This window comes from Rhizobium rhizogenes NBRC 13257 (assembly GCF_000696095.1).
GTDB lineage: Bacteria > Pseudomonadota > Alphaproteobacteria > Rhizobiales > Rhizobiaceae > Rhizobium > Rhizobium rhizogenes.
The window spans coordinates 94,448-119,946 of the sequence record NZ_BAYX01000003.1 but is presented as its reverse complement, the minus strand read 5'-3'; the positions used below and the strand labels follow the sequence as shown (position 1 = coordinate 119,946).

Here is a 25,499-nt window from a genome sequence, read left to right as displayed (position 1 = left end):
GCCGCTGAGAAGCGATCCGCCGATCTGAATGCCGTTACGACGCACCATATTGCGGAGCAAACGACAGAGCAGCCCGGAGATGTTGCGTCATAAGTTGGGCCGCGTGCGCGCGCTGTCCCGATGCGATCGCATCGAGGATCGCAACGTGTTCCCGGCACCAGTCCTTCACGCGCCGGCGATTGGTGTAGCCACCAAACTCAAGCAATCGCCGCAGCCTGTTCTGCTGCTGGATGGATTGCAGGAAGAAGATATTGCCGCTGAACTCAGCGATCATTTCGTGGAACTGTGCATCCGTCTCGAACAATTGGCGAGGGTTTATAGACGTGATGTCAGGATGCGCCTCCAGATAGAGGTGCTGAAGGCGCGATCGTTCCAGGGCGGCAGGATCGTGGCGAAAGGTGTTGAGCAGCAGCCCGGCAGGTTCGATCGTGGTGCGGAAATCATAGCTGTTGCGCAAGGCCACCTGCGTGTCGAGCGTGGGCAGAAAGGTCCAGCCCCTGCCGCTGTTTCGCGCCAACAACCCGTCATTCACCAGATGGGTGAGCGTTCGCTGCAGGAGAATGCGGTCCACGTCGAAACGACGAGCAATTTCCGACTGCGTGAAGGTTTCCGGGAGCGCGCCGGAAAGGCGGTCTTCCACAATCCGCAAATAGAGATCCTGATCGGCTGTCGTCGGCACCTCCAACTCAACGCGCAGCAGCTCTTCAGGCAATGCCTTCAAGAAAAATCCCTGGTTCTTGCGGGCCTCCACGACACCGTGTTCCACAAGCAGCAGCAGCGCAGCGCGAACCGGTGTTCTCGATACGCCGATCAGATCGCCAAGCTGCTGTTCGCGCAGGTGATGCCCGGGCTCGAAGCGAGCATCCCGGGCGAGATCGAGAATCTGATTTGCAAGGCGATATCGACCTTGACGTGGAGCACTGGCCATTAGGCTTTCCATTTTTGTACAAATTTACACAGCTAATACAACATGAGTGCCGGCATCGGCAACGCGACCAATCTCATGAAAGCATGAAACTCACGAGTTTCATCTGAAAAACGATCGCCAGGAAACATGGAAGCTGTGCATACTATCCAACCGGATATGAGTTTCGGTCAAAACTTCGCCAAAATGCTTATTATTTAAGCCACTCCAGAAATGCCTATTTTTGCGCTTCCGCGCTTGACTCTCTCGATAGCGACATTGTACCGTTGTATTAAATCAGAGCAATTATAGCTCGATCAAACAAAAGGGAACTGCCATGCTTCGATCTTTCATGACTGCATTCGCCTTGCCCCTGGTCCTTGCGCAATCCGTCATTGCCGCCGATCTTCCAAAGTCGGGCCTCGTCGAGAATGGATCCATCACCTACGGCGTTGCGGCGACGTTCGCGCCATTCGAATTCCAGAAGGATGGGGTGCTGTCCGGTTTCGATATCGACCTGATCGCAGCGCTGGCCGCAAAACTCAGCGCCAAGCCCGTGCCGATGAACATGGAGTTCAAGGGGCTGATCCCGGCGCTTCTCTCCAGCCGGATCGATATCATCAACTCGGCCATGTACATCAATGACAAGCGCTCAGAGCAGGTCGATTTCATTCCCTATATGAAAATCGGCAATCAGGTGATCGTTCAGGCTGGCAATCCCGCCAAGATTACCGGCCGGGACGATACGCTTTGCGGCAAGACGATCGCCGTCACGCTTGGCGGCATTCAGGAAAACCAGGCGCGGGCTGACGATACACGCTGCAAGGCCAAGGGGCTTTCGGGCGTAACGGTCCTGACACTGCCGACGGCACAGGATTCCGCACTGTCCTTGCGGCAGGGCCGCGCGGATGCGGAATACGATTCCACGCCGGGTGCGGTGGTGCTTCAGGCGGCGGTTCCTGGCGTCTATGAAGTCGTTGGTGGCGAGTTCGAGTCCAATACCAGCATTGGCATTGCCACCCGCAAGGGGGATGCCGCTGTTCAAGCCTCCATCAAGGCAGCACTCGCCGAAATCGTCGCCGATGGCACCTACAAGAGCCTGATCGAGAAGTGGAAGCTGCCGGCTTCCGTTGCGATCTTCAACTGACATCCGACCTGATGCTGAAGAGAAGGAGCGGGCATGTCTCTCGAACTCGTTTTCGACTATCTGCTGTCGCCCGCTTTTTTCCACGGCGCCGTGCTGACCCTTTTGATCACCATAGTGTCGTTATTCTTCGGGATCATCGTCGGGCTCGTCATTGCTCTTTTGCAGGAGACAGAACTGCGCGCCGTCAAGGCGGCGACGCTCGTCTATCTCTGGCTGTTTCGCGGTACCCCGGTCCTGTTCCAGATCATCTTCATCTATAATGTCCTGCCAGGTTTCGGCATTCGCCTCTCGGCTATTCTCAGCGCGGTCCTCGCTTTGTCGCTGAATGAGGGTGCCTACATGGCGGAGATCCTGCGGTCGGGCCTGCATGCGGTGAAAAAGGGGCAGAGGACGGCCGGGCTTGCGCTTGGAATGACACGGGCGAGCGTCATGCGTTTCGTCGTGATGCCGCAGGCCGCCCGCATCGTCCTGCCCGCCGTCGGCAATCAGATGATCGGCATGCTGAAGACCAGCGCGCTTGTTTCCGTCGTTGCCGTGGAGGAGTTGCTTCTCGTCGCCAACCAGACCGCCAGCGCGAATTTCCGCTATTTTGAGGCCTTGAGCGCCGCCGGCATCTACTATCTGGCGCTGACGACGATCTTCATGGTCTTTCAATCAATTCTCGAGCGGTCGCTTGACCCGAAACGCGGGCGCCGGGGCAGCATTCGCAAGCCCTTGAGCCTCATCGCCCCGAAATCCGAGATCCAGTGAGGAAAGACGACATGGCCGCGCCGGACAACAAACCGCTCCTGGAAATCATCGGCATCGATAAAAGTTTCGGACCAGCACGGATTCTCAAGACCTGTAGCTTGAACGTTTTCCGCAAGCAGACCGTGGTCGTCATCGGCCCGTCCGGATCGGGAAAGTCGACATTGCTGCGATGCGTCAATCTGCTCGAGCCTGCGGATGGCGGCAATATCTTCTTTGACGGCAATGATATTACCCGCGACCTCCGTAATGCCTCCAAAATACGTCGCGATATCGGCATGGTCTTCCAGAATTTCGAATTGTTCCAACATCTCTCGGCCGCCGAAAACATCATGCTCGCGCCGATGAAGGTCTCAGGCATCAGCAAGCTCGACGCGCACGACATAGCGATGCAATTGCTCGAAAAGGTCCGCATCCCCGAGAAGGCCGATTTCTTTCCCGACGAGTTGTCCGGAGGTCAGCAGCAGCGCGTCGCAATCGCCCGGGCGCTGGCCATGAAGCCCAAGCTGATGCTCTACGACGAGCCGACCTCGGCGCTCGATCCGGAAATGATACGCGAGGTTCTGGATGTAATGGCCGATCTCAGCGCTGACGGCATGACAAGCGTCGTCGTCACCCATGAGATGGGCTTTGCCAGACGCGCCGCGGATCAGATCGTTTTCATGGAAAACGGCGAGGTGATCGAAAACGCGACGAGCGAAGAGTTCTTCGGCGGAACGGTCAATGACCGTGCGCGCCTGTTTCTAGGTCAGATATTGCACTAACTGCGGAAGGCAGACATGTCCCATACCCCCGATATCGCGCGCATGAAGCGTGAACTGGCCGAGCTGATCGCCATCAGAACAGAAAATCCGCCGGGCCGAGAGGCTGATGCTGCCGTCTATGTCCGCGATATGCTTCTGTCCGCGGGCTTTGCGGTCGATATCACGGAGTACAAGCCAGGCCGTTTCAATGTCGAGGCGCGGCTGGACAATGGGCCGGGGCCGGTCTTCGCCTTCAACACCCATATGGATACCGTGCCCGCGGGAGACGGATGGTCGTCCGATCCGTTCACGCTGCGCGAGGCAGACGGCAAGCTCTATGGTCGTGGCGCCTGCGACTGCAAGGGGCCGCTGATAGCGATGGTGGAAGCCATGCGAATGCTGGCATCCGACCGCAGCACATGGTCCGGTACCTTGCTCGGCGTTTTCGTCGGCGACGAGGAGATTGCCAGCGAAGGCGCCAAATTCTACGCGGCCGGCAAACCGAAAATCGACTTTGCCGTGGTGGGCGAGCCGACATCCAACACGACCTTTGCGGCACATAAGGGAAGTCTCAGGCCCGTCGTGCGCGTTCATGGGCAGGCAGCACACTCCGGAACGCCGCATCTCGGCGAGAACGCCATCTATCGCGCCGGGCAGCTCCTTTCGCTGATCGAGGCCCATCACAACGAGGTGGTGCGCGGCCGTACGCATCCGCTGGTCGGTGAAGCAAGCCTGACGGTGACGCGTATTTCCGGCGGACATGCGGACAATGTGGTGCCCTATGCCTGCGATGTCCTGCTGGACCGCAGGATGGTGCCCGGCGAGAACGAAGAGGCGGTGAAGCAGGAGTTTGCCGATCTGCTGGCGCTCGCCCAAGCGCGCTTCGGCGTTCGGGCAGAGATTATCGACTACAAGGCGACGACGGGCGGTGCGACGGAAACTGCGATCGACAGCGCCATCGTCCAAGCCAGCATGGTCGCTTGCCGGTCTCACGGCATCGCAAATCCCGGCCCCTTCGGCTTTCAGGGCGGTTGCGACCTGGTGCATTTCCGGCAGATCGGCGCACAGGGCACCGTGATCGGTCCGGGCGATTTGTCCGTGGCCCACAAGCCCGACGAATTCGTTCCTATCGACGAGTTCGTGACAGCCAGCCTGATTTATCGCGATGTCGCGCAGTCGATGCTGCGGGCCTGATCGATGCAAGCGTCCCTGCACCGCGCCACGCTGAGCTATGGGAACGGCCTGATGCTGCACACCGCATCATCCGGCCCGGTCACCGGCCTCGATACGCTTTATCTACGCCTGCGCGACGGCGATGTGGTGGCGACCGGCGAAGTCCGCATCAATATCGCCTATCTGAACGGCCTTCAGGCGGATACGGTCCTGGCCGAGGCATTATCGCTTTTCGACCGGATCGACTGGTCGCTAGAGGCGGCCGATCTGCTTGCCGACGAGACGATCTGGGCAGAGGCGAGCGCACCGGTACGGATGCTGCTGGACATCGCGCTTCACGATCTTCTGGCACGACGGCAGGGCGTACCGCTTGCGCAATGGCTAGGCGCTGCCGCTGCAATGCCCATTTCACATCCGACGAACCAGACATTGTTCATTTCCACGCCGGAGCAATTTCTCGCACAGGCGGAAAACTACGTCAGGCGCGGCTTTTGCGACCTAAAGGTCAGGATCGGAGCCGGCGCTTTTGAGGATGATCTGTGGCGACTTTCGCAGCTGCGCAGTCGCTTCGGTGAGGCCATCAAGCTCGCGGTCGATGCCAATGGTGCCTGGGGCCGCGACGATGCAGAAGGGAAGCTAGCGCGGCTGGCAGAATTCGATCTCGCTTATGTCGAGCAGCCCATTCCCGCCGGAGATTTCGACCTCATGCTCGAACTCGCACGGAAAAGCCCGATGCCGCTGATGCTGGACGAAAGTGTCTCCAGTTTGCTGGACGTGAAGGCTATTGTCGAGGCGTCCGGCCGTCTGTGGGCACATCTCAAGCTGGTCAAGCTCGGCGGCATCGCTCCGACGCTGAAGGCGGCAGTGACGCTTCGCAACGGCAATATCCCCTTCATGCTCGGGCAGATGAATGAGGGCGCCGTGGCGACGGCCGCGGCCCTGCATCTGGCCTGCGCGACTGGCCCGTCCTTCGCCGAATTATATGGAGCCGATGGGCTGGCTGACGATCCGGCATCCCGCCTCACCTACGCCCGAGGCCAAGTGACCGGCACTCAGGCTCCCGGCCTCGGGTTGACGGTTGATCTATCAAAGACAAGTCTCTTGAAGGAGTTCGCAAGATGACGACGGCAGGCACTATCTTACAGGGGCAGGAATCGGCCTTCCCGAAAAAGGAATATGAGATCCGGGTTGCACGCGCTCGTCAAAATCTCGTCGAGGCTGGCATCGACGCGCTCGTCATCACCGGTCCGGAAAACATCTTCTATCTGACCGGCCAGCAAACACCGGGATATTACACGTTTCAGGCGCTGCTCCTTCCGGCCGAGGGTGATCCGGTCTTCGTCATCCGCCAGCTCGAATATTTTAACTTCATCGCCAATACCTTCATCGCTGACGCCGAAGTCTATCAGGACGGCGACGAGCCCGTTTCCTTCCTCATGGCCCTCATCGAGAAGCGCGGCCTTAGAGGAAAGCGCGTCGCGATCGACAAACGAGGCTGGTTCCTGCCGATATTCGTCTACGAATCCTTGGCTGAGCGGTTAGGCGTCGTGCATGACGGTGCCGGCGTTATTGAAAAGTTACGCGCCGTCAAATCTCCGCTGGAAATCGAGAAGCTCGAACGCGCGGCCTCCTATGTCGACGCGGGCATGCGGGCCGGACTTGCGGCCGTCAAGGTCGGTGCCACCGATAACGATCTGGTCGCCGCAATGATGTCTGCGGCGATATCAGCCGGATCGGAATATATGGGCATGGAACCGCTTGTCTCAGTCGGTGCGCGCACGGGCGTGCCGCACGGAACCTGGCGACGCGGCAGGATCGAGGACGGTGATCCCGCCTTTCTCGAAATGGCCGCCTGCCATGACCGCTATCACGCTGCCTTGATGCGATCGGCCTGGATCGGGCAGGCGCCGAATGAAGCAACGGAGATGATGAAGGTTTGCCAGGAGGCGCTCCAGGTATCGCTCGATACCATTCGTCCGGGCGTGCCGTGCGAGGTTCCACATATGGCTTGCCAGCGGATCATCGATGCGGCGGGCTACACCGATAATTTCCGCAAGCGCCTTGGCTATAGCGTCGGGATCTCCTTCGCGCCGGATTGGGGCGAGGGGGCCATCCTCAGCCTGAACGCCGGAGTGAAGACGGAGCTGCGTCCCGGCATGACCTTCCATTTGCCGCCGGCGCTGCGCATTTACGGCCGCTTCACCGTCGGCGTCAGCGAAACGATCGTCGTCACGGACACGGGATATCGAGCGCTTGGAACCGTCAAACGCGATTTGCTCGAAGTTTGAAAGCGACGAGAAGGAGCGCGCCATGGGGTTGATCCTCGTCTTGCATGATACGTCCCGCCCTGCTCTCTATGGCGCGGTTGCTGCTGCAATCGCGGCTGCACGGCAATGCGGCTTCATGCACGTCGCGGCCCGCTTCGATACCAGGCTCCACGCCGATGCCGCGCAGCATGTGATCGCAAGTGGCGGGCTTGGGCCAAGTGGGCTCTGCTGGTTCGAGCGACTGTCGGGGAAGCAGGTGCCGCCCGTCGCCACGCCGGAGAGTATTCTCGATGCTGCTCGGATGCAGAACGTCGTGGTGCCTATCCATCCGGCATTTCTGGCTGATCAAGACATGCCGACAACACTCTCGTCTGCCGCCCAGGCCCTTGGAATAAAGGTGAAAGCGATCACCGTTCACGAGGGTTCCGATTGCTTTTTCGACGCGGCGACGCAGGAGCTACTTGCCCTGCGGGATCGCTTCGGGCGGATCGGGTTGCGCGCGCCTCCCTTCTGGGAGGGCGATGGTCTGACAATCGGCCTTGTCGGTGCGGAGAGCGACCATCGCGACGTCTATCCGGCAGCACTGGCAAGTCTCGCCGACGCGGCAGATAGCCTTTCCATTCCGATCGATGCGCGCTTCATCGATCCGGTCCACATCAACCAGTTCGAAGATCCAGCTATTTTCGACGGCCTGTCGGGCATTCTGCTCCCTGGGGGCGCCGACATGAAGAATGTTGCCGGCCAGACCGCGGCCGCCGCTTTAAGCCTGGAATCCGGCCTGCCGACAGTTGGTTTGTGCCTGGGTATGCAGACGATGGCGACGGCGGTGGCATGGCGTGCCTTGGGTCGCAAAACGGCCAATCTGGCGGAGGCCGACCCGGATGCCAGGATCAAGACCTTCGTGCCGATGGCCGGTGCGCAGGGGCCGGATGAAACTCTGCTGCCACTCCATAGGACGGGTGATCAGGCGATCGATATCGTTTCCGACACTCAGCTCTCAGTCATTATTCGTTCAGAGCGCCAGATCCGCTGCAATCACCGCTTCCGATTGAACCCGGCTCTACTGCCGGATCTTGAAGTCGCCGGGCTTCGCGTTGCCGCATTCAGTTCATTAGGCGCCATTGTCGATGCTATCGAAGTGCCCGGGCACGCCTTCTTCATTGGCATGCAAGGACATCCCGAATTATCATCAAGAGCCGACATGCCCCATCCGTTGCTCGTGGCATTTTTGGAAGCAGCCGCCAAGCGATGTCCATCAACAATGTCATAGCAATCACCACTACTCAAACTTAGCCAGGTAACAATCATCATGCGTTCACTTTTCCATCTCGCCTATCATGTCACCGATCTCGATGAGGCCCGCCGCTTTTATGGCGGCGTGCTCGGCTGCGAGGAAGGCCGCAGCACGGATACATGGGTCGATTTCGATTTCTTCGGCCATCAGATCTCCCTGCATCTCGGCAAGCCTTTCGAAACGACGCGCACCGGCAAGGTCGGCGATCATATGGTGATGATGCCCCATCTCGGTGTTGTCCTTGCGCTCGACGACTGGTTTGCCCTTGCCAAGAGGCTGGAAGACGCCGGCACGGCATTCGACATTCCGCCCGTTGTGCGCTTCGAAGGGCTGCCTGGCGAGCAGCGTACGATGTTCTTCTTTGATCCCAGCGGAAACCCGATCGAAGTCAAGGGTTTCAAGGATTTCGAGAGTGTCTTTGCGCATTGAGCGAGAAAAGGGAAACAGTCGAATGATTGCGCTGGTAACGCGTATATCCGATGAGGCGGAACAGCTGTGGCTCGAAGCTCTTTCGCTGAGGATGCCGGAGGAGAAGATCGTCTCGTTCCGGCATCTCAATGAAGAAGAGCGAGCAGCGGTCGATATTGCCATCGTCGCCAACCCCGATCCGATGGATCTCGCCCGCTTGCCCGGCTTGACGTGGATTCACAGCCTTTGGGCGGGCGTCGAACGTCTGGTCAGCGAAATCGGCGACAGCACATTGCCCGTTGTGCGTCTGGTCGACCCGCAATTGAGCCGCACCATGGCCGAAGCCGTTCTTGCCTGGACCTATTACCTGTTCCGCGACATGCCTGCCTATGCCCGCTTCCAGCGGGAGCGCAGCTGGCAGCAATTGCCCTATCGACGCCCGGAACAGGTCACCGTCGGCCTGCTTGGGCTGGGCGCGCTGGGTGAGGCGGCGGCGCATCGTCTGATCGATGCCGGTTTCAAGGTGATTGGATGGAGCCGCTCGGCAAAGAACATCGAAGGGATTGAGACCTTCTCCGGCGATGATGGTCTGAATGCAGTCCTGCGCGCATCCGATATCCTGGTGTGCCTTCTGCCGCAGACGTCGGAAACGCGGGCGCTGCTTAACGCAGAAAGGCTTGCCCTCCTGCCCGCGAACGCATCGCTGATCAATTTCGCTCGTGGCCCGATCGTGGTGAGCGAAGATCTGTTACAGGCGCTCGATACCGGCCGTTTGAGCCACGCGGTTCTGGATGTTTTCGATGTAGAGCCGCTGCCCGCCGACGCACCCTTTTGGGACCATCCCCGGATCACCGTGCTGCCGCACATCTCCGCCCCGACGGATCGGGAAACGGCGGCAGCGCTCGTAGCGGACAATATTCGAACCTTTCGACGCACCGCCACGCTTCCATCCATTGTCGACTTCGCGCGCGGATATTAAAGGCGGCATGCCGCCAATGCGCCTCTCTTCAATGCAAGCAAACCTCTTAGGAATTGAATGAACATGACGTCACCTGAACGCACTGTCTACGTCAACGGCCAGTATTGCCCCGAAACCGAAGCCAAGGTCTCGATTTTCGACCGCGGCTATCTTTTCGCGGATGCCATCTATGAAGTCACCTGCGTGCTCGGCGGCAAGCTCGTCGATTTCGATGGTCACATGGCACGGCTACAGCGCTCATTGAACGAACTCGACATGGCGATGCCGATGTCCGTCGACGAGCTCCTGGCCATCCACCGCAAACTGGTGGCAGCCAACAATGTCGACGAAGGTCTGATCTATATGCAGATTTCCCGTGGCTCGGCCGATCGGGACTTCAATTTTCCGCCCAAGGGCACGCCGCCGGTGGTCGTCATGTTCACCCAATCCCGGCCGGTCATCGAAAGCCCTCTCGCCAAACGCGGCCTGAAGATCATATCGCTGCCGGACATTCGCTGGGGCCGTCGCGACATCAAGACTGTCCAGCTTCTTTACCCGTCGATGGCGAAGAACGTCGCCTATCAGGCTGGCGCCGACGATGCATGGCTCGTGCAGGACGGCTATGTCACCGAAGCATCCTCAGCCAATGCCTATATCGTGACGTCAGACGGCAAGATCGTCACGCGCAAGCTTTCATTCGATATTCTGCATGGCATTACCCGCGCCGCCGTTCTCCGGCTTGCTGCTGAATCCGGCTATACGTTGGAGGAAAGATCCTTCACCATCGAGGAAGCGCTGGCTGCAAAGGAGGCCTTCATCACCTCCGCCACGTCTTTCGTGACCGCTGTCCTTGAGATCGACGGAACCACCATCGGCGAAGGGGTCATCGGCCCTGTGAGCAAACGCCTGCGGGAAATTTATATCGAAAAGGCAGTCGCAGCAGCAAAGTAATGCGATCGGGATGATAGCCGGGGCCACGAGGAATTCGCCCATTGGCCCCGTTGCAAAACGGCCAGCTACATCGGCCAAGACAGTCGAGCATCCCGCGTGAGCGCCGGAATGGCTTGCCGCTCTCCTACCAGATGGTAAAGCCGGCATCGGCCTTCACGGTCGTGCCGGTCATCAGGCTGGATGCGTCGCAGGCGAGGAAATGCACCACCGAGGCGATCTCGTGCGGCTGGCCCATCCGGCCCATCGGCGTATCGCGCAGCCAGGTGTCGACCACATCGGGATCGAGATTGAGGACCTTCGTCATCTCGGATTCGATATAGGTCGGCGCCACCGCATTGACGCGGACACCGCGCCCGGCCCATTCCGCCGCCAGCGAGGCGGTAAGATGGTGCACGGCGGCCTTGGAGGCGTTGTAATAGGTCTGGTTTTGCGGGCGATTGACGATGTAGCCGGACATCGAGCCGATATTGATGATCGAGCCGCGTCCAACCTTCAGCATTGGCCGGCCAAAGGCGCGGTTGCACCAGAACACACCGTTGTAATTGACGTCATTGACGTTCAGCCAGAGTTCGTCCGGCGTGTCCTCCGCGGGAGTGCCGGAGCGGGCAATGCCGGCATTGGCAACGAGAACGTCGATCCGGCCGTATTTGGCGAACACCGCCGCGGCCGCCTTGTCGACGGCAACCGAATCCGTCACATCGAGGATCAGGACGTCGGCGTTATAGCCCTTCGCCGCCAATGCCTGCTTGCCGGACTGGGCGATTGTCTCTTCCCGGTCGATAATAACGATCCTGGCACCGGCCTCGGCCAATGCCTCGGCGCAGGCCAGACCGATACCACGTCCGCCGCCGGTGACGACGGCAACCTGCCCGTCCATCCTGAATTTCTCAAAGAACATCGAACTACTCCATCATTTATGGGGATCAGACGCGCCGTCCGCTCTTCCTCTCGAAGAGATGAACCCGTTCGCGGTTGATTAGCAGCGGTATTGTCTCGCCAGGGCGCAACGCGATCCGGTCCTTGACCACCGCATTGATAGGGTCGCCCCCGATATGGGCGAAAATTTGCGTTTCGGATCCAGTTGGTTCGAGCACCGAGATCGTTGCCGGAAGGCCTTCACCACCATGTTCGATATGTTCCGGACGAATGCCGTAGATTACCGGCTCGTCGTGAGCAGTTGTGCCCGCAGGCACCGGCAGGACGGCGCCTTTATCGCTGACGAAAACCGTCTCGCCATTCACGGTTGCCAGTTTGCCACGCACGAAGTTCATCGCCGGCGAGCCGATGAAACCCGCAACGAAGACATTGGCGGGGTGGTCGTAAAGGTCGAGCGGCGCACCGATCTGTTCGACCAGGCCATCGCGCATGACAACGATCTTGTCGGCCATGGTCATCGCCTCGATCTGGTCGTGGGTGACGTAGATCGTCGTGGTCTTCAGCCGCTGGTGAAGCTCCTTGATCTCGACGCGCATGGTCACGCGCAGCTTGGCGTCGAGATTGGACAAGGGCTCGTCGAACAGGAAGACCTGCGGATCGCGCACGATGGCACGACCCATGGCGACGCGCTGGCGCTGGCCGCCGGAGAGCTGCTTGGGATAGCGGTCCAGCAGCTTGCCGAGATCGAGAATTTCGGCCGCCTTCCTGACCTTGGCCTCGATTTCGCTTTTTGGCGCACCCTTCAGCTTCAGCGGAAAGCCCATATTGTCGGCGACGTTCTTGTGCGGATAGAGCGCATAATTCTGAAACACCATGGCGATATCGCGGTCCTTGGGCAGCACGTTATTGACGACCCTGGCACCGATCGAAACCTCACCGCCGGAGATGGTTTCAAGCCCCGCGATCATGCGCAGCAATGTCGATTTTCCGCACCCAGACGGACCCACGAGAACAACGAATTCGCCATCTGCTATGTCGATGTTCACGCCATGAATGACCTGAAGACTTCCATATTTCTTGATGACGTCCTTGACGGCGACCTGAGCCATACCAATCCCCTATTGCGGCAATATGATCTGCATCTTGACTTCGCCCCTGGGGGCGGATGCAGCGGTTTCAAAGGCGCAGACACTGTCTACAAAATCGAATGTGCGGGTGATGAGCGGCTTGACGTCGATTGCGCCTGACGACAGCATCGCGACGCAGCGCGGAAAGACATGAGCGTAGCGGAAGACATGTTCGACGCGGGCTTCGCGCACCATGGCCTTGCCGACATCGTAGTGGATCGGGTGGACCTGCGACCCGATGAACACCACCCGCCCGCCCGGTGCCAGCGGATCGAACACACCCTCGGCACCCCTAGGGTGGCCGGAGCATTCGAACAGGATTTCCACACCCCAGCCGTCCGTGGCCGTGAGAATCTCGTTGACGAGATCCTGGCGCTGCGGGTTGATCGGGATGACCGCGCCGAGCTTTGCGGCAATCTCGAGCTTTGCGTCATCGATATCGCTGACGAAGACGTGTGCGCAACCGGCCGCCAGCGCCGAGAGTGCGGTAACCAGCCCGATCGGACCGGCGCCGATCACCAGCGCGATATCCCCTGGCTTGACCTGTGCCTTGGTGGCGGCATGGACGCCGACCGCCAGCGGCTCGACCATCGCCGCTTCGGCAAAGGAAACGTTGTCGGGCAGCTTGAAGGTGAAATCGGCGGGATGAACCACCGTCGGCCGCAGCACGCCATGGATCGGCGGGGTTGCCCAGAAACGCACGGCCGGATCGACATTGTACATGCCCATCCGGGTGGCACGGCTGTTGGGGTCGGGAATGCCCGGTTCCATGCAGACGCGGTCGCCGACTTTCAGCGATGTGACGTCGGCTCCGGCCTCGATGACCGTGCCGGACGCCTCATGACCGAGGATCATCGGTGCCCTGACCTGGAAGATGCCGGTGCCGCCATGGGTGTAATAGTGTACGTCCGAGCCGCAAATGCCGACTGTGTGCAGCTTGATGCGAACGTCGCGAGACCCGAGCGCTTCTTCGCGCTCGATGGGAAAGTCCCGGAGCGACAGTTTCATCTTTTCTTCCAGAACCAGTGCTTTCATGGCCTATTCCATTTCTCGATTTCAGAAGGGCATTCGGCTTCAACCGCGCCAGACGATCAGGACCCCCAAGGCGACCGCCAGCACATGGCAGAGCGTCAGCGGGATCGATTGTTCGAGGAAGCGCATCCAGAACAGCTCAAGTGCGACAAACAGGTAGATGCCGACGAACACACGGTCGAACCAGTTGGTGACGATCGGCAGGAAGCCGACCCGCTCCTGTTTGCCGGCCGTAACGATGGCCGGTGCATCCTCAGTTTCGTCAGGATCGATCTGATGTTGCATCGCTCACTCCTTGACCGCGCCGAAGGTCAGACCGGCCACGATGTGGCGCTGGACCATCGAGAAAATGATGAGGGCCGGGATCAGGGTGATGACCGCAATCGCCGCCATCGTGCCCCATTCGGTCCCGGTGGTCGTGACATACTCCGAAAGGCCGGTGGTGATGGTGCGGGCGTTGAAACTTGTGAGGGTTGCCGCCAGCAGAAACTCGTTCCAGGCAAACACCCAGGTGAGGATGAATGTGACCGCCAGGCCCGGTCTTGCGAGAGGGAACACGACTTCGTGGATCACCTGCCATGTCGAGGCGCCATCGACTGTGGCGGCTTCGTCGAGTTCCCTGGGAATGCCGTCGATGGTCGGTCGCAGCGTCCAGATCGCGAAAGGCAGATTGAAGGTGCAATAGAGCAGGATCATCCCGATCTTGGTGTCGTAGAGCTTCCAGTCGCCGAAGGTGAAAACCTGGGTAAACAGCAGGTAGAAAGGCAGCAGGAACACGGCTGCGGGCGCCATGCGGTTGGTGATCGTCCAGAAGAAGATGTTCTCCTTGCCGGCGAGATCGAAACGAGACAGCGCGTAGCAGGCCAGAAAGGCCAGCACAGTGACCAGAAGCGCATTGCTGGTGGAGATGATCAGAGAGTTGATCATGTAGCCACGCAACGTCTCATTGTTGATCACGTTGACGTAGTTCTTCCAGTAGACCGTATCGAGGATCAGGCTTGGCGTGGTGAAGAGATCCACCGCCGGCTTCACCGAGATGACAAATAGCCAGTAGATCGGAAACAGGGTCAGCAGGCTCAGGAGGAGCCAGAGCAGCAGGTAAAGAATGGGGCGTTGCTGGCGCATCAGAACGTCCTCTTCTTTTCGCGGCGGGCGACGAGGGCGACATAGAGCAGCCAGCACATGACCAGCGTCAGATAGAGCACGATCACCGATATGGCCGCGCCATAGCCGTAATCGGTCTTGGGAAACACGATCTTCCAGATATGCAGGCCGACATAGCGGGTTGCCGCGCCGGGGCCGCCTGATGTCAGCATCCAGACTTCATCGACGGTGCGCAGCGCATCCATCAGACGGATGAACACGGTCGCGAGGATCGCAGGCCGGATCATCGGCAGCGTGACGTGCCAGAAGATCTGCCAGCGGTTGGCGCCGTCTATCTGCGCCTGTTCGAACGGCTCCTTGGGCAAGGCGAGCAGCGCTGCGAGCAGGGTGAGCGTCACCAGCGGTGTCCAATGCCAGATGTCCATGATGACGGTCAGCGCAAAGGCCGCACTGGCATCGCGACCGATGTTCAGGTCATAGCCGAACCAGTGTTTGAGCAGATAGGGAATGATGCCGATGCTCGGGGTCGTCATCAGGCGCCAGACGGAACCGACGACGATGGGCGCGACGATGAGCGGCAGCGTGTGGATCGTCCTGAAGAAGCCGCGGCCCGGAAACTCCCGCATGAACAGCTGGGCAAGAGCATAGCCAAGGGCGATTTCGCTGAGCACCGCGAAGAATGCAAACTTGGCGGTGACGGCGATGGATCCGAGAAATTCCTGGTCGAAGACAAGCCGGCGGAAATTGTTCGCGCCATTATAGGCCATGGACGGATCGGCGCCGAACGGGTTCCAGTGATGAAACGCCAGGTAAAGCACATAGATAAAGGGTGCGATGCCGAATATGCCGAGAATTGCTATCGTCGGGGCAAGCATCAGCCAGCCCACAGTGTTGGAACGCATGAACCTTGTCTCCCGGAAGTCGATGCCCGCGCCGCGGAGCATTGAATGCACGTCCCGGGCGGCCGCTCGTGCGGCTGCCCGGGCAGACTTGCACTGGACTATTTGCGATAGCCGAGGTTCTTCAGCTCCGCTTCGGCGGCTGCCGCCATCTGGTCAAGTCCATCGTCGGGCGACACTTCCCCCAGCAGGATCCTGTAGAAGATCGGAGCCGTTGCTTCGCGCACCTGGGCGTGGAAGGGGTAAGGAGGGGCGCCGGCAAACAGCTTCCCGTCATCCTTCAGCATGGAATAGTAGCCGTTGAGCTTCTTATCCATTGCGATGATTTTCGGGTCGTCATAGGTTGCCGTGTTGGTGATGCGTGGCGCTGCGACTGCCCAATCGGCCTGGACTGAATCCTGGCCGATGAATTGCAGGAACAGCAGTGCCGCCTCCTTGTTCTTCGACGTCACGGGAAGCCCGAAGGCGCCACCATCATAGTAGCCAATATAGCCCTTGCCGCCCTTGACCTCATCGAGAACGGCGGGCTCCGTCGGCGGCAGCGCCACGCCGACATTGCCGACGACCTTCGACTTTTCAGCGTCGCTGGCGATCCAGGCCGCGTTCTCGCCATAGACCAGGCCCTGCGCGACACGGCCGGCGGCGAATGTCGTACCGACTTCCGTCCATGTACTCGCCGCCGATTCCGGTGGGGCGATGTCACGCAGATGCAGCCAGTATTTCAGCGCCTTTTTGGCTTCCGGGCCATTCATCGTGCCGCCGTTTTCGACGGTCGCCGCATAATTCTTGGAAGCGTCGATACCCCAGTTGAACACGCCGAAGGTTGGTGCGACGGACTCGAAGAACTCATACCAGGACGCTGGATGGCCCGTATGGGCCTGCGCAGTGGTGCCCCAAAGCTCAAGGCCGTTGTCCTTGCCGTATTTGGTGAAGAATTCCGCGATCTCGGTATAGTCCTCGTGCGTTTTCGCCGGAACGAGATCCTTGCCGGTTTCCTTCTTGAACGCCTCCTTGATCTTCGGATCGTTGAAGAGATCGGTGCGGTAGAGATATATCTTGATGAAGGCTTCCATCGGGACGCCGAAGAGATCGCCGTCGGCATTCTTGAAATAGTTGGCGAAGGTGGTGAAGTGCGTCTCGTCGAATTCGGGCGCCTTCAGCGAGGCGTCGTCCTTGAGCGACTTGGTGATATCGACAAGGAAGTTGCGGGCCAGATAGGCGTAGATGATGTCCTGTTCGATATAGACCATGTCATAGATGCCGGTTTTGGCTTCCATGTCCTTGATGGCCTTATCGTACATCTGATCCCACGACGTGGTTTCGATCGCGACCTTGATCCCGGTCTTCTTTTCGAACTCCGGCGCAAGCACATCCTTGATGTAGTTGGAGGGCGGCGTGCTCTCGGTCACGCCATGCAGAACGACGCCTTTGTATTTCGCTCCGGCATCCGACCAGAAGTCGGCCTTTGCGGGCATGACAGTCGCCATGAGACCGATTGCGAGCGCCGCAAGTCCAATTCCATTTTTCCCGATCATAAACTCTCCTCCCAGAGTGTTCGTTGTGCTTGCGGACGGCTGTCGACAAGCATCCTGCCCGGCCCAACCGCAGTCGGGCCTCGAAAATCCGACGCCCCGGCTCCTCCCGGCGGTCGAATTTCATCTCGCTATCATGGTTGAATACCGCAGCTTGTTTTTGTGGACCCACCTCCATGCGCGTCCAGCGAGCTTAGTATCGGTAAAAATCCTCTGCCACGCGTGCTTTGCGGCCGACCTATACTTTTTCGCCGACTGCACCGATGCCGGCTGAAAAGGCGCGAATTTCCCTGAACGGATCCGCGCGCGCCTTGGTGCCGATCTTGTGGGCGTTGCGGCGGTAATCCGACGGCGTGCGACCGCAGACCTTGATGAACTGCCTGTTGAAATTGGCGATGCTGTTGAAACCGACCTCGAAGCAGATATCGGTGATTGGCCGATAGGTCTGCGTCAGCAGCGAGCAGGCCGCATAGACGCGCGCCAGAATGACGTAGCGTGCAAATGTATGGCCGCTCTGCCGCTTGAAGAAGCGGGAGAATGCCTGCGGCTCCAGCCCGCACAGCCGGGATACCGAGGCAAGATCGATGTCGTCGCTATAGTGCTCCAGCACATAGCGCATGGCGACATCGAGTTCCCGCGGCAGTTCCACATGTGCGGATGTCGGCGCCAATCTCGATAACCTGCGGCGATCGCCCGGATTCTGGGCGAGCGTCGTCATCAGCTGCAAGAACAAGACGATACGCTCCGCGCCATGGGCAGCACCGATCTGGGCGAGCAGCCGCTGCCCGGCCATCGCCGTCGCACCGAGAAACTCCACGCCGTAGACGGCATCTTCATAAAGCGGGCGGATGCTGGCGAGCTCCGGGCAAAAGCCCGTGACGCGGTCGGCCCATTCGGCACTGAACTGAATCAGCATATCGCGGTTCTGGATCGGGATGCCGGGTTCTATATCGCTGACCCAATTGTGCGGGACGTTGGGTCCGGTCAGAACCAGGCAACCCGGCTCGAACTCACCGATGTAGTCGCCGACCATCATCACGCCCGAGCTCTTGCGCGTCAGGTGCAGCTCGTACTCGGGATGATAGTGCCACTTGGCACCAAAATACGGATAGTCATGCATGTTCCAGCGGAAGGATTCCGCAGGTGCGCAGATGACCATTTCAAAGTCCGGAACGATCCTTAAGTCAGCCTTCATGGCTAGAGCCCCCTCCCCGGATTGGATCGCGAGCAGGTCGCTGCGCCCAATCTGCCATCCTGCGTCACTCGCACCTACAAGGGCTCCTCTCCCTCTTCGGTACGGCGTATGTAAAAAAAATCACTCGTCGATTTGACCCGGCATTACTCGCGGGATTGTGTTCGAAAGTCTCGGATTTTCCCGCGAGATTGCGGCTTTGCCATCTGGGGCCGCCGCAATACTGCTCTGCGAACTCTTTACCCGGCACAATTGGCGCATATATGTTGCGCGAAATTACAAATTAGCGCTTTTCCGTTGGGTGTCAATACCAAACCGGCATGAGCATAGAGACGTGGATGTCCTGGGCATGAGAGGGTATTCCACTCGAAAATCGACTGGAAGCACACCAGCTACCCTCCGCACCTGCAAAGCCCACGCATACGAAGCGACTTGACATCGAAGTCGATCGGTTATTTTGTTGTGTGTAGCAACATATAGAATATTCGTCCTGGGAGGAGAATTACATGGGAAGATTGGGTATCCATTCGTTCGTCTGGACGGGCGGCAGCACACAACGCATGCTCGAGGACGCGATGGAGAAATCCGCGGCGTGCGGATACAAGCTGATCGAATTCGCCTATCTGCGGCCCGAAAAATTCAACCTCGACCAACTGGCCAAGCGGGCACGTTCGCTCGACCTGCAGATTGCCGTAACAATGGGCTTGCCGCTAAATGCCGACGTGTCGAGCGATGATGCCGAGACGGTCAAGGCCGGCGAACGCATGCTGGCCGATGCGGTCAGGGCCGTTCGCGACATCGGCGGCACCAAGCTCGGCGGCATCCTTTACTCCGCCCATACCAAATATAGCCGGATGCCGACCGAAAATGGCCGCAGAAACAGTGTCCAGGCCATCGCCAAAACGGCCGATATTGCCAGGGCGGCGGGCGTGGATCTCGTGCTCGAAATCGTCAATCGGTTCGAGACGAACCTGCTCAACACGACGGCGCAGGGGCTTGCCTTCATAGAGGCGACGGGTTCCGATCATGTGCTTCTGCATCTCGATACGTTCCACATGAACATCGAGGAAGCCAATCCGGCTGCGGCGATCCGGCTCGCCGGCGAAAAGATCGGCTATTTCCACATCGGCGAGAGCAATCGTGGCTATCTCGGCGATGGTTGCATCAATTTCGACCTGGTGTTCGATGCGCTGCTCGATATCGGCTATGGCAGGGACATCACCTTCGAGTCATTCTCCAGCGCCGTCGTCGACGAAGGCCTGTCGCTTGCCTGCGCCATCTGGCGAGACACATGGACGGAGAACATGCCGCTTGCCGAGCATGCCAAGGCCTTCATCGATCTCAAGATGCAGGAAGCGGTGCGACGACGGGCCACCAACGGACGCCCTTGACAGCGCAATAGCATGAGCGGAAGCAGTGGTGAAAAGCACGGGCTCGCCCATATCGAGATTTGCGCTTGCCTCCATTGCACCACCACTCGTTCGTCCCTCACAAAAATCAACGGAGATCATTTTTGACTGAGCCGGCGGTAGTAACGAGTTCGCCACGGGGAATCCGCCAGCGCAACGAGCTGGCGGCGTTGCGGGCTTTGTATCAGTTCGGCCCGCTCAGCCGGGCGGAACTTGCCCGCAGGCTGGGGCTCAATCGCTCTTCGTCCGGCCATATCATCGCCGGCCTGACGCTTGATGGATTGGTGCGCGAGGTCAGCGACGGCGACCAGGCGCGCGGCGGCCATGCCCATGCGGGGCGGCCTGGAATCATGATCGAACTGGTGCCAGGCGCGGTCTATTTCCTGGGCATAGAAATAGGCGTGGAGCATATCAGCGCGGTCGAAATCGACCTCGGCGGCAACATTGTCTCGACCACGGTCGAACCGTTCGACGGCGCATCCGCCGGTGTCGCCGCGACCGTCGAGCGGGCGATCGAGATGGTGCTGGGGGCCATTCCGTCTTCAAGACTGGAGCGCTGCGAAGGCATAGGCGTTGCCGTGCCGGCGCAAATGGACAAGCACGGATTTGTCCGGCTGGCGCCCTTGCTGCGCTGGGAAAACGTCCAGCTTGCCGAATTGGTGCGCGAGTCCCTGCCTGTTTCCGTGCCGGTCGTCGCGGAGAACGACGGCAATGCCTTTGCTATCGGCGCGTCTTACGGACGAAACGATAAGCATAGCGGCGTGACGTTGTTCCTGGTCATGGAAAGCGGGGTTGGTGGCGGCATCATTGCCAATGGCAGCCTGTTTCGCGGCGCCAACGGACTGGCGGGCGAGATCGGGCACCTGAGAATCTCCAGTGCATCGGAACCGAGCCGCAGCCTGGAGGAGGTGCTGGGCCTGGAACATATCATGACGGAGTACCGCAAAGTGCCGGCTGTCGCCGCCCCGACATTCGGGCATTTCCTGGCGGATGTGCGCGATCGTGTACCGGGCGCAGTCTCGATTGCGGAGGAATGGGCAAGAGCCCTGGCTTTCGGCCTGATCCAGGCCTGTCGCGTCATCGATGCCGACCGCATCATCCTTGGCGGTTCCGTCGCGGCTCTTTACCCGCTGATGGCAGCGCGTGTCGCTCACCATATTCAGTTGGCGCAGGAGGCAAGCTTTCCATTGCCCTCCATTGGCGTGAACGAGGAGGAAACGGTCGGTCCCGCCTTCGGCGCGGCCTGTATCCTCCACCAACGTTTTCTATCACTGGAAAGCCAGCGCTTTGCGGAGGAGGCAGGCTGAGGGGACAGCATTGACATCGCTCTCCCCGATAGGCGAGCCGGATCAATGTCGCCCGACCGCGCGACGACCTGCTGAGGAGCTGGCAGACAGTTAAGAGATAAAGAGGAGGAGACTAGGATGACCTTGAAACAATTCAGGCTGGACGACAAGGTTGCACTCATTACCGGCGGCAATCGTGGCATCGGACTGGCGATTGCCCAGCTTTTCGGCGAAGCCGGAGCGAAATCCGTTCTGACTGCCCGCCGCGACAATCCGGAAGCGGACGCCCTGCTGAACGGTGCCGGCTATGACTATGATTTCGTATCCGCCGACGCCACGGACCCGGCCGCACCGGACATGCTGATCCGGCATACGATCGCGAAATACGGACGCATCGACATTCTTGTCAACAATGCCGGCGTCGCTGTGCATGGCGATACGCCGGATTTCAATGACCAGATGCTGGACACGATCATGTCCACCAATCTCATCCAGGCCTTTCGCTTTTGCCGCGCAGCAATGACGCCGATGCGCGAGCAGGGTGGCGGAGTCATCCTGAACGTCGGGTCGATCTCCGGATTCACCACCAACATCCCGCAGCATCAGGTCGCCTACAATGCGTCCAAGGCTGCCGTTCACATGATGACGAAAAGTCTGGCCAGCGAGGTCGCGGCTGAAAACATCAGGGTAAACGCGGTCGCGCCGGGCTACATCGACACCGATATGACCCGGGGCGGCTTCGCCATACCGGAATGGGATTCCGTCTGGCGGCAAATGACCCCGATGGGGCGCTACGGCCAGCCGGAGGAGATCGCCAACTGCGTCCTGTTCCTGTGCTCGCCCGCCGCAAGCTACGTCACCGGTTCGGTGCTCGTGGTTGACGGAGGCTACCTTACCCGGTGACATCAACCTTAAAATAGTCAGGAGGAGAATGAAAATGACCAACAAACTCGAGGGAAAAGTCGTCGCCATCACCGGTGCCGCATCCGGAATCGGCCTTGCCTGCAGCAAGATCTGCCTTGAATCCGGCGCCCGTGTCGTCCTGATCGACCGCGCGGAGGATAGGCTGAACGCTCTTTGCCAAGAACTTGGCGGTAACGCTATCCCGCTGGTGATCGATCTGGCCGACACGAGCAGCATCGCCACCATGATGCCGCAGATCCTTTCAAAAGCCGGGCAACTGGACGTCTTCCACGCCAATGCAGGCTCTTATATCGGCGGCGATCTTATCGAAGGCGATCCGGACGCCTTTGACCGGATGCTCAATCTCAACATCAACGCCGTGTTTCGCTGCGTACACGCGGTCCTCCCGCATATGGTGGAGCGCAAGGCCGGCGATATCATCGTGACCAGTTCGGTGGCTGGCCACGTCCCGGTGGTGTGGGAACCGGTCTACACGGCCTCAAAACATGCAGTGCAAGCCTTCGTCCACACGGTGCGGCGGCAAGTCTCGAAACATGGAATACGCGTGGGGGCAATCGCACCCGGTCCGGTGGTGACGGCGCTCCTGAAGGATTGGCCGCCCGAAAATCTCGAAAAAGCGATGGCAGCAGGCAATCTCATCGAGCCATCCGAAGTTGCCGAAGCGGTCTTGTTCATGCTGACACGGCCACGCAATGTGACAATCCGCGACCTCGTGATCCTGCCGCAGAACTTCGACATCTGAATGGCTGGAGTGCCGCTACTCGCATGCTCGAGAACAATGGCGGCATTCATCTGCTTGGTGCTCACGAAGCTTGTGTTCGTAAGAGCGGATACATGCCGCCATTGTTCTCGAGCATCCGATTAAACTGCGCCTCTTCAACGGGCCGGCTAAAGAGATAGCCCTGAATCTCGTTACAGCCGCTTTCGACGAGGAAGCGAGCCTGCTCCTCCGTCTCGACACCTTCGGCGATCACCTCCAAACCCAGCTTCTGGGCAAGCGAGATAATCGCTGCAGTTATGGCCATGTCGTCGGCGTCGTGCGGAATGTCGGCGATGAATGAGCGGTCGATCTTGAGGCGCGACAATGGAAATCTTTTGAGCGCACTGAGGCTCGAATAGCCTGTTCCGAAATCGTCGACTGCGAGCTTTACGCCCAGCGTCTCCAATTCCTGCATTCTGGCAATCGAACCGGCGAGGTCCTTCATGATCAGGCTCTCGGTGATTTCAAGCTCGAGCCATATTGGATCGAGGCCGCTTTCACTCAGCGCAGTCGCCACGGTCTCGATCAGGCGCTTTTCCTGAAACTGCCTGGCGGAGACATTGACGCTGATCCTGATTGGTTCGCGCCCCTGGTCCTGCCATGCCTTGGCCTGCCTGCACGCCGTCTTGAGTACCCATTCACCAATTGGCACGATGAGACCCGTCTCTTCGGCAAGAGCAATGAAATCTCCTGGGTAGACAAGGCCCTCGCTCGAATGGTTCCAGCGGATCAACGCTTCGGCCGCAACGATCCTGCCTGTCCGGACGTCCACCTGCGGCTGGTAGTGCAGCACGAACTCATCGCGAAGAAGTGCCTGGCGGAGTTCGTCGGTCCGGGAAAGCTTCTTTCGGACGATGGCGGTCATTGCCGAGGTGAACAAGGCTATTCCGTCGCGACCCAGCTCCTTCGCCCGATACATGGCCATATCTGCGGAAGCGAGCAGCTCTCCCGCGGTGCTGCCATGGCTCGGGTAACTGGCGACGCCGATGCTGCAGGTCACCCTGAGTTCGATATCGTTGAGTACGATCGGGCGTGTAACTGCTTCTCTTATTGCCGACAATCGATCCAGGCAGCTCTCGAGATCCATTTGCTCAAGAATAATCACGAACTCGTCTCCCCCGATTCTGGCGAGAGAACCCTGGTCACTTGTCAGCTCGCTGATCCTGCTGGCTACGATCTTCAACAATTGGTCGCCGACCGAGTGACCAAGGCTGTCGTTGACGAGCTTGAAATTGTCGAGATCGAGGAATGCCAGCGCCACTTCGCTCTTCGTCGAATCGGCCGTCTGCATTGCAAAGGTGAGTTTTCGGTCCAGCAATGCGCGATTGGCCATCCCCGTCAGCGGATCGTGGTCGGCAAGAAACCCGATCCTTGCCTCCGCACGATGACGGCTGATTGCTATCCCGGCCATGTGCACCGCGATCGAAACAAACTCGGAGAAATCCGGCTGAAACCGTGAACCTTCAGACGAATAGAGAGCGAGGATGCCTTCGATCTGCCCGTCGGCGTCGGAAATTGCCAAACAACGGCACTGATGGTCGAGTTCAGAAATACCCGCCTGATCAAAGGCGAGCTTGAGTGCCGCCGCGGCGGCGTCGAGATCTGTGGGAACGGTACGAATGAATGTCGCATTGGCGCGTTTGCGATAGTCTTCATTCAAGGTCGGCGCAGCCGCCAGCCGCAACTCCGCCGAATCTGGCGTGATTGTCAGGAATGCAGCGTGAACACCCTTCGCGAATCCGGCAGTCATCAGAGCAAGTTCTTCAAGAAAATTGGGCAGAGGCATTCCGCGCGCTATCATTTCGAGCAGACCGGACTGAGCGCGCATCCGTCGTTCTGCCGATTTCTGCGCGGTGACGTCACGGGAAACGCCGACAACGCCGACTATTGTTCCAGACGCGTCTCTCAGCGGGACACGCGTGATCATCAGCCATCGCTCCCCACCGCCACGAAATGCCAACTCCTCACCACCGAAATGGGGCTGTCCTGTCTCGGCGACACTACGTTCAACATCCGTGGCTATTTGCGCTATGTGGTGCGGCAGGAAATCGAAATCCGTCCGCCCGACCAAATCCTTCAGATGCGACAGCCCGTTGTTGGCGACGATCGCTTGGTTTGCAAACAGGAAACGTCCTTCCAAATCCTTGGCATATATATAATCAGGGATTTGGTTGATCATATTCTCCAGCCAACTCTGGCGCTCGGCCAAGTCAGCTTCATGATGAGAATCGTCCGACATCCTGGGCGACATGACAGCGTTCGAAGCCGGCTCGACCTCGGAGAATGAGATTGGCAGTTTGCCGTCCGCAATGACGCCTTTAGCCACGGAAATTCCTCGGAACAGATAGGAAAGACCATTCTGCTTTTGCGAGGTTATGTTCGGGTGAACGTCAATTCATTGCCGAGACGAAGCTGCGATCATGGTGAACGAATCCTTAAGGCGTTAAGCCCCACGTCCTTTTGATGCATTTTGGTATGGCCTGCCGCAGCTGGTGGCCAGCAAATCCCCTTCCCCGAGGGCTTGCGACCTGGCTACTGTTGCAACTATGCCGCATCTCAAAGCTTAGCCGAAAATTTCGCCGGGTTTGACTTGGCCTACGCGTCCAACCGATCTAGGATTGATCATCATCAACACGGTTCTAGGGAGTTTTCGATGGCTATTTTTTCCAACTCCCCAGTGGCTTCCGCGAATATCGCCTGAAGCCGGCCGCGTTTTCCAACGCGGCAGAACCTGATGGACTGGTGCTAACCCTCCCGTCGATCGTT

24 protein-coding genes are annotated in these 25,499 nt (G+C 59.1%); 14 read left to right on the top strand and 10 right to left on the bottom strand.

Annotated features, from left to right (window positions below; translation table 11 throughout):
* Positions 1–34: 34 nt before the first annotated feature.
* Positions 35–928, bottom strand: coding sequence for a GntR family transcriptional regulator (locus RRH01S_RS07465; RefSeq protein ID WP_034522538.1), 894 nt, complete (start codon positions 926–928; stop codon positions 35–37).
* 313 nt (positions 929–1,241) lie between these two features.
* On the opposite strand from RRH01S_RS07465, the gene RRH01S_RS07460 reads away from it, so the two are divergent.
* Genes RRH01S_RS07460 through RRH01S_RS07415 form a run of 10 tightly spaced genes read left to right on the top strand, consistent with a single transcriptional unit; the run spans position 1,242 to position 10,592 of the window.
* Entirely contained in the window at positions 1,242–2,051 is an 810-nt protein-coding gene (locus RRH01S_RS07460; RefSeq protein ID WP_034522539.1) for an ABC transporter substrate-binding protein, read from the top strand.
* Positions 2,052–2,084: 33 nt separating this feature from the next.
* Positions 2,085–2,801, top strand: coding sequence for an amino acid ABC transporter permease (locus tag RRH01S_RS07455; RefSeq protein WP_007688884.1), 717 nt, complete (start codon positions 2,085–2,087; stop codon positions 2,799–2,801).
* 11 nt (positions 2,802–2,812) lie between these two features.
* On the top strand, positions 2,813–3,562 hold the full coding sequence (locus tag RRH01S_RS07450; protein ID WP_034522541.1) for an amino acid ABC transporter ATP-binding protein: 750 nt from the start codon (positions 2,813–2,815) through the stop codon (positions 3,560–3,562).
* Positions 3,563–3,577: 15 nt separating this feature from the next.
* The gene (locus tag RRH01S_RS07445; RefSeq protein WP_034522542.1) at positions 3,578–4,735 is read left to right on the top strand and encodes a M20 family metallopeptidase; all 1,158 of its coding nucleotides are present in this window, start codon (positions 3,578–3,580) and stop codon (positions 4,733–4,735) included.
* A gap of 3 nt (positions 4,736–4,738) precedes the next feature.
* Positions 4,739–5,836: a mandelate racemase/muconate lactonizing enzyme family protein gene (locus tag RRH01S_RS07440; protein ID WP_034522544.1), complete on the top strand. Its 1,098-nt coding sequence runs from the start codon at positions 4,739–4,741 to the stop codon at positions 5,834–5,836.
* Entirely contained in the window at positions 5,833–7,002 is a 1,170-nt protein-coding gene (locus RRH01S_RS07435; RefSeq protein ID WP_034522545.1) for a M24 family metallopeptidase, read from the top strand. The genes RRH01S_RS07440 and RRH01S_RS07435 overlap by 4 nt, the downstream gene beginning before the upstream one ends.
* Positions 6,968–8,251, top strand: a complete 1,284-nt coding sequence (locus RRH01S_RS07430; protein ID WP_234711661.1) for a glutamine amidotransferase-related protein — start codon at positions 6,968–6,970, stop codon at positions 8,249–8,251. The genes RRH01S_RS07435 and RRH01S_RS07430 overlap by 35 nt, the downstream gene beginning before the upstream one ends.
* A gap of 39 nt (positions 8,252–8,290) precedes the next feature.
* Positions 8,291–8,704, top strand: coding sequence for a VOC family protein (locus tag RRH01S_RS07425; RefSeq protein WP_034522549.1), 414 nt, complete (start codon positions 8,291–8,293; stop codon positions 8,702–8,704).
* Between the two features lie 22 nt (positions 8,705–8,726).
* Complete coding sequence (locus RRH01S_RS07420) at positions 8,727–9,662, top strand: 2-hydroxyacid dehydrogenase (RefSeq protein WP_034522550.1); 936 nt, start codon at positions 8,727–8,729, stop codon at positions 9,660–9,662.
* Between the two features lie 57 nt (positions 9,663–9,719).
* Entirely contained in the window at positions 9,720–10,592 is an 873-nt protein-coding gene (locus RRH01S_RS07415; protein WP_037221931.1) for a D-amino-acid transaminase, read from the top strand.
* 124 nt (positions 10,593–10,716) lie between these two features.
* On the opposite strand, the gene RRH01S_RS07410 is transcribed toward RRH01S_RS07415, so the two are convergent.
* The 8 genes from RRH01S_RS07410 to RRH01S_RS07375 form a co-directional block, all read right to left on the bottom strand.
* Positions 10,717–11,490, bottom strand: a complete 774-nt coding sequence (locus tag RRH01S_RS07410) for an SDR family NAD(P)-dependent oxidoreductase (protein WP_034522554.1) — start codon at positions 11,488–11,490, stop codon at positions 10,717–10,719.
* 25 nt (positions 11,491–11,515) lie between these two features.
* Positions 11,516–12,577 (bottom strand): ABC transporter ATP-binding protein, encoded by a 1,062-nt coding sequence (locus RRH01S_RS07405; RefSeq protein WP_034522556.1) that lies wholly within the window; start codon positions 12,575–12,577, stop codon positions 11,516–11,518.
* Positions 12,578–12,586: 9 nt separating this feature from the next.
* Positions 12,587–13,630, bottom strand: coding sequence for an NAD(P)-dependent alcohol dehydrogenase (locus tag RRH01S_RS07400; protein ID WP_037221929.1), 1,044 nt, complete (start codon positions 13,628–13,630; stop codon positions 12,587–12,589).
* 39 nt (positions 13,631–13,669) lie between these two features.
* A complete protein-coding gene (locus tag RRH01S_RS07395; RefSeq protein ID WP_034522559.1) occupies positions 13,670–13,912 on the bottom strand; it encodes a DUF2160 family membrane protein in 243 nt (80 codons plus the stop codon).
* Positions 13,913–13,915: 3 nt separating this feature from the next.
* Positions 13,916–14,752 carry a carbohydrate ABC transporter permease gene (locus RRH01S_RS07390; protein ID WP_034522560.1) on the bottom strand — a complete coding sequence of 279 codons (837 nt, stop codon included), beginning with the start codon at positions 14,750–14,752 and terminating at the stop codon, positions 13,916–13,918.
* Positions 14,752–15,633 (bottom strand): carbohydrate ABC transporter permease, encoded by an 882-nt coding sequence (locus tag RRH01S_RS07385; RefSeq protein WP_034522562.1) that lies wholly within the window; start codon positions 15,631–15,633, stop codon positions 14,752–14,754. The genes RRH01S_RS07390 and RRH01S_RS07385 overlap by 1 nt, the downstream gene beginning before the upstream one ends.
* A gap of 98 nt (positions 15,634–15,731) precedes the next feature.
* Positions 15,732–17,165, bottom strand: coding sequence for an extracellular solute-binding protein (locus RRH01S_RS07380; protein ID WP_034522563.1), 1,434 nt, complete (start codon positions 17,163–17,165; stop codon positions 15,732–15,734).
* Positions 17,166–17,400: 235 nt separating this feature from the next.
* Entirely contained in the window at positions 17,401–18,357 is a 957-nt protein-coding gene (locus tag RRH01S_RS07375; RefSeq protein ID WP_007688854.1) for a helix-turn-helix domain-containing protein, read from the bottom strand.
* 503 nt (positions 18,358–18,860) lie between these two features.
* On the opposite strand from RRH01S_RS07375, the gene RRH01S_RS07370 reads away from it, so the two are divergent.
* The 4 genes from RRH01S_RS07370 to RRH01S_RS07355 all read left to right on the top strand — a co-directional run bounded on the left by RRH01S_RS07370 (position 18,861) and on the right by RRH01S_RS07355 (position 22,715).
* Positions 18,861–19,745 carry a sugar phosphate isomerase/epimerase family protein gene (locus RRH01S_RS07370; RefSeq protein ID WP_037221927.1) on the top strand — a complete coding sequence of 295 codons (885 nt, stop codon included), beginning with the start codon at positions 18,861–18,863 and terminating at the stop codon, positions 19,743–19,745.
* A gap of 122 nt (positions 19,746–19,867) precedes the next feature.
* Positions 19,868–21,070, top strand: coding sequence for an ROK family transcriptional regulator (locus tag RRH01S_RS07365; protein ID WP_034522567.1), 1,203 nt, complete (start codon positions 19,868–19,870; stop codon positions 21,068–21,070).
* A gap of 117 nt (positions 21,071–21,187) precedes the next feature.
* Positions 21,188–21,952, top strand: coding sequence for an SDR family NAD(P)-dependent oxidoreductase (locus RRH01S_RS07360; RefSeq protein ID WP_012649162.1), 765 nt, complete (start codon positions 21,188–21,190; stop codon positions 21,950–21,952).
* Positions 21,953–21,986: 34 nt separating this feature from the next.
* A complete protein-coding gene (locus RRH01S_RS07355; RefSeq protein WP_007688849.1) occupies positions 21,987–22,715 on the top strand; it encodes an SDR family oxidoreductase in 729 nt (242 codons plus the stop codon).
* A gap of 61 nt (positions 22,716–22,776) precedes the next feature.
* Here the strand turns inward: RRH01S_RS07355 and RRH01S_RS07350 are convergent, their stop codons facing one another.
* Entirely contained in the window at positions 22,777–25,059 is a 2,283-nt protein-coding gene (locus RRH01S_RS07350; protein WP_234711660.1) for a sensor domain-containing protein, read from the bottom strand.
* Between the last annotated feature and the right edge of the window lie 440 nt (positions 25,060–25,499).

Bases quoted from the DNA above. Each gene is read 5' to 3' on its own strand.
- RRH01S_RS07410 (WP_034522554.1), bottom strand. From the start codon at position 11,490: ATGTTCTTTGAGAAATTCAGGATGGACGGGCAGGTTGCCGTCGTCACC.
- RRH01S_RS07435 (WP_034522545.1), top strand. From the start codon at position 5,833: ATGACGACGGCAGGCACTATCTTACAGGGGCAGGAATCGGCCTTCCCG.
- RRH01S_RS07405 (WP_034522556.1), bottom strand. From the start codon at position 12,577: ATGGCTCAGGTCGCCGTCAAGGACGTCATCAAGAAATATGGAAGTCTT.
- RRH01S_RS07440 (WP_034522544.1), top strand. From the start codon at position 4,739: ATGCAAGCGTCCCTGCACCGCGCCACGCTGAGCTATGGGAACGGCCTG.
- RRH01S_RS07385 (WP_034522562.1), bottom strand. From the start codon at position 15,633: ATGCGTTCCAACACTGTGGGCTGGCTGATGCTTGCCCCGACGATAGCA.
- RRH01S_RS07415 (WP_037221931.1), top strand. From the start codon at position 9,720: ATGAACATGACGTCACCTGAACGCACTGTCTACGTCAACGGCCAGTAT.
- RRH01S_RS07390 (WP_034522560.1), bottom strand. From the start codon at position 14,752: ATGCGCCAGCAACGCCCCATTCTTTACCTGCTGCTCTGGCTCCTCCTG.
- RRH01S_RS07465 (WP_034522538.1), bottom strand. From the start codon at position 928: ATGGCCAGTGCTCCACGTCAAGGTCGATATCGCCTTGCAAATCAGATT.
- RRH01S_RS07375 (WP_007688854.1), bottom strand. From the start codon at position 18,357: ATGAAGGCTGACTTAAGGATCGTTCCGGACTTTGAAATGGTCATCTGC.
- RRH01S_RS07450 (WP_034522541.1), top strand. From the start codon at position 2,813: ATGGCCGCGCCGGACAACAAACCGCTCCTGGAAATCATCGGCATCGAT.
- RRH01S_RS07460 (WP_034522539.1), top strand. From the start codon at position 1,242: ATGCTTCGATCTTTCATGACTGCATTCGCCTTGCCCCTGGTCCTTGCG.
- RRH01S_RS07420 (WP_034522550.1), top strand. From the start codon at position 8,727: ATGATTGCGCTGGTAACGCGTATATCCGATGAGGCGGAACAGCTGTGG.
- RRH01S_RS07455 (WP_007688884.1), top strand. From the start codon at position 2,085: ATGTCTCTCGAACTCGTTTTCGACTATCTGCTGTCGCCCGCTTTTTTC.
- RRH01S_RS07425 (WP_034522549.1), top strand. From the start codon at position 8,291: ATGCGTTCACTTTTCCATCTCGCCTATCATGTCACCGATCTCGATGAG.
- RRH01S_RS07395 (WP_034522559.1), bottom strand. From the start codon at position 13,912: ATGCAACATCAGATCGATCCTGACGAAACTGAGGATGCACCGGCCATC.
- RRH01S_RS07370 (WP_037221927.1), top strand. From the start codon at position 18,861: ATGGGAAGATTGGGTATCCATTCGTTCGTCTGGACGGGCGGCAGCACA.
- RRH01S_RS07355 (WP_007688849.1), top strand. From the start codon at position 21,987: ATGACCAACAAACTCGAGGGAAAAGTCGTCGCCATCACCGGTGCCGCA.
- RRH01S_RS07445 (WP_034522542.1), top strand. From the start codon at position 3,578: ATGTCCCATACCCCCGATATCGCGCGCATGAAGCGTGAACTGGCCGAG.
- RRH01S_RS07360 (WP_012649162.1), top strand. From the start codon at position 21,188: ATGACCTTGAAACAATTCAGGCTGGACGACAAGGTTGCACTCATTACC.
- RRH01S_RS07380 (WP_034522563.1), bottom strand. From the start codon at position 17,165: ATGATCGGGAAAAATGGAATTGGACTTGCGGCGCTCGCAATCGGTCTC.
- RRH01S_RS07400 (WP_037221929.1), bottom strand. From the start codon at position 13,630: ATGAAAGCACTGGTTCTGGAAGAAAAGATGAAACTGTCGCTCCGGGAC.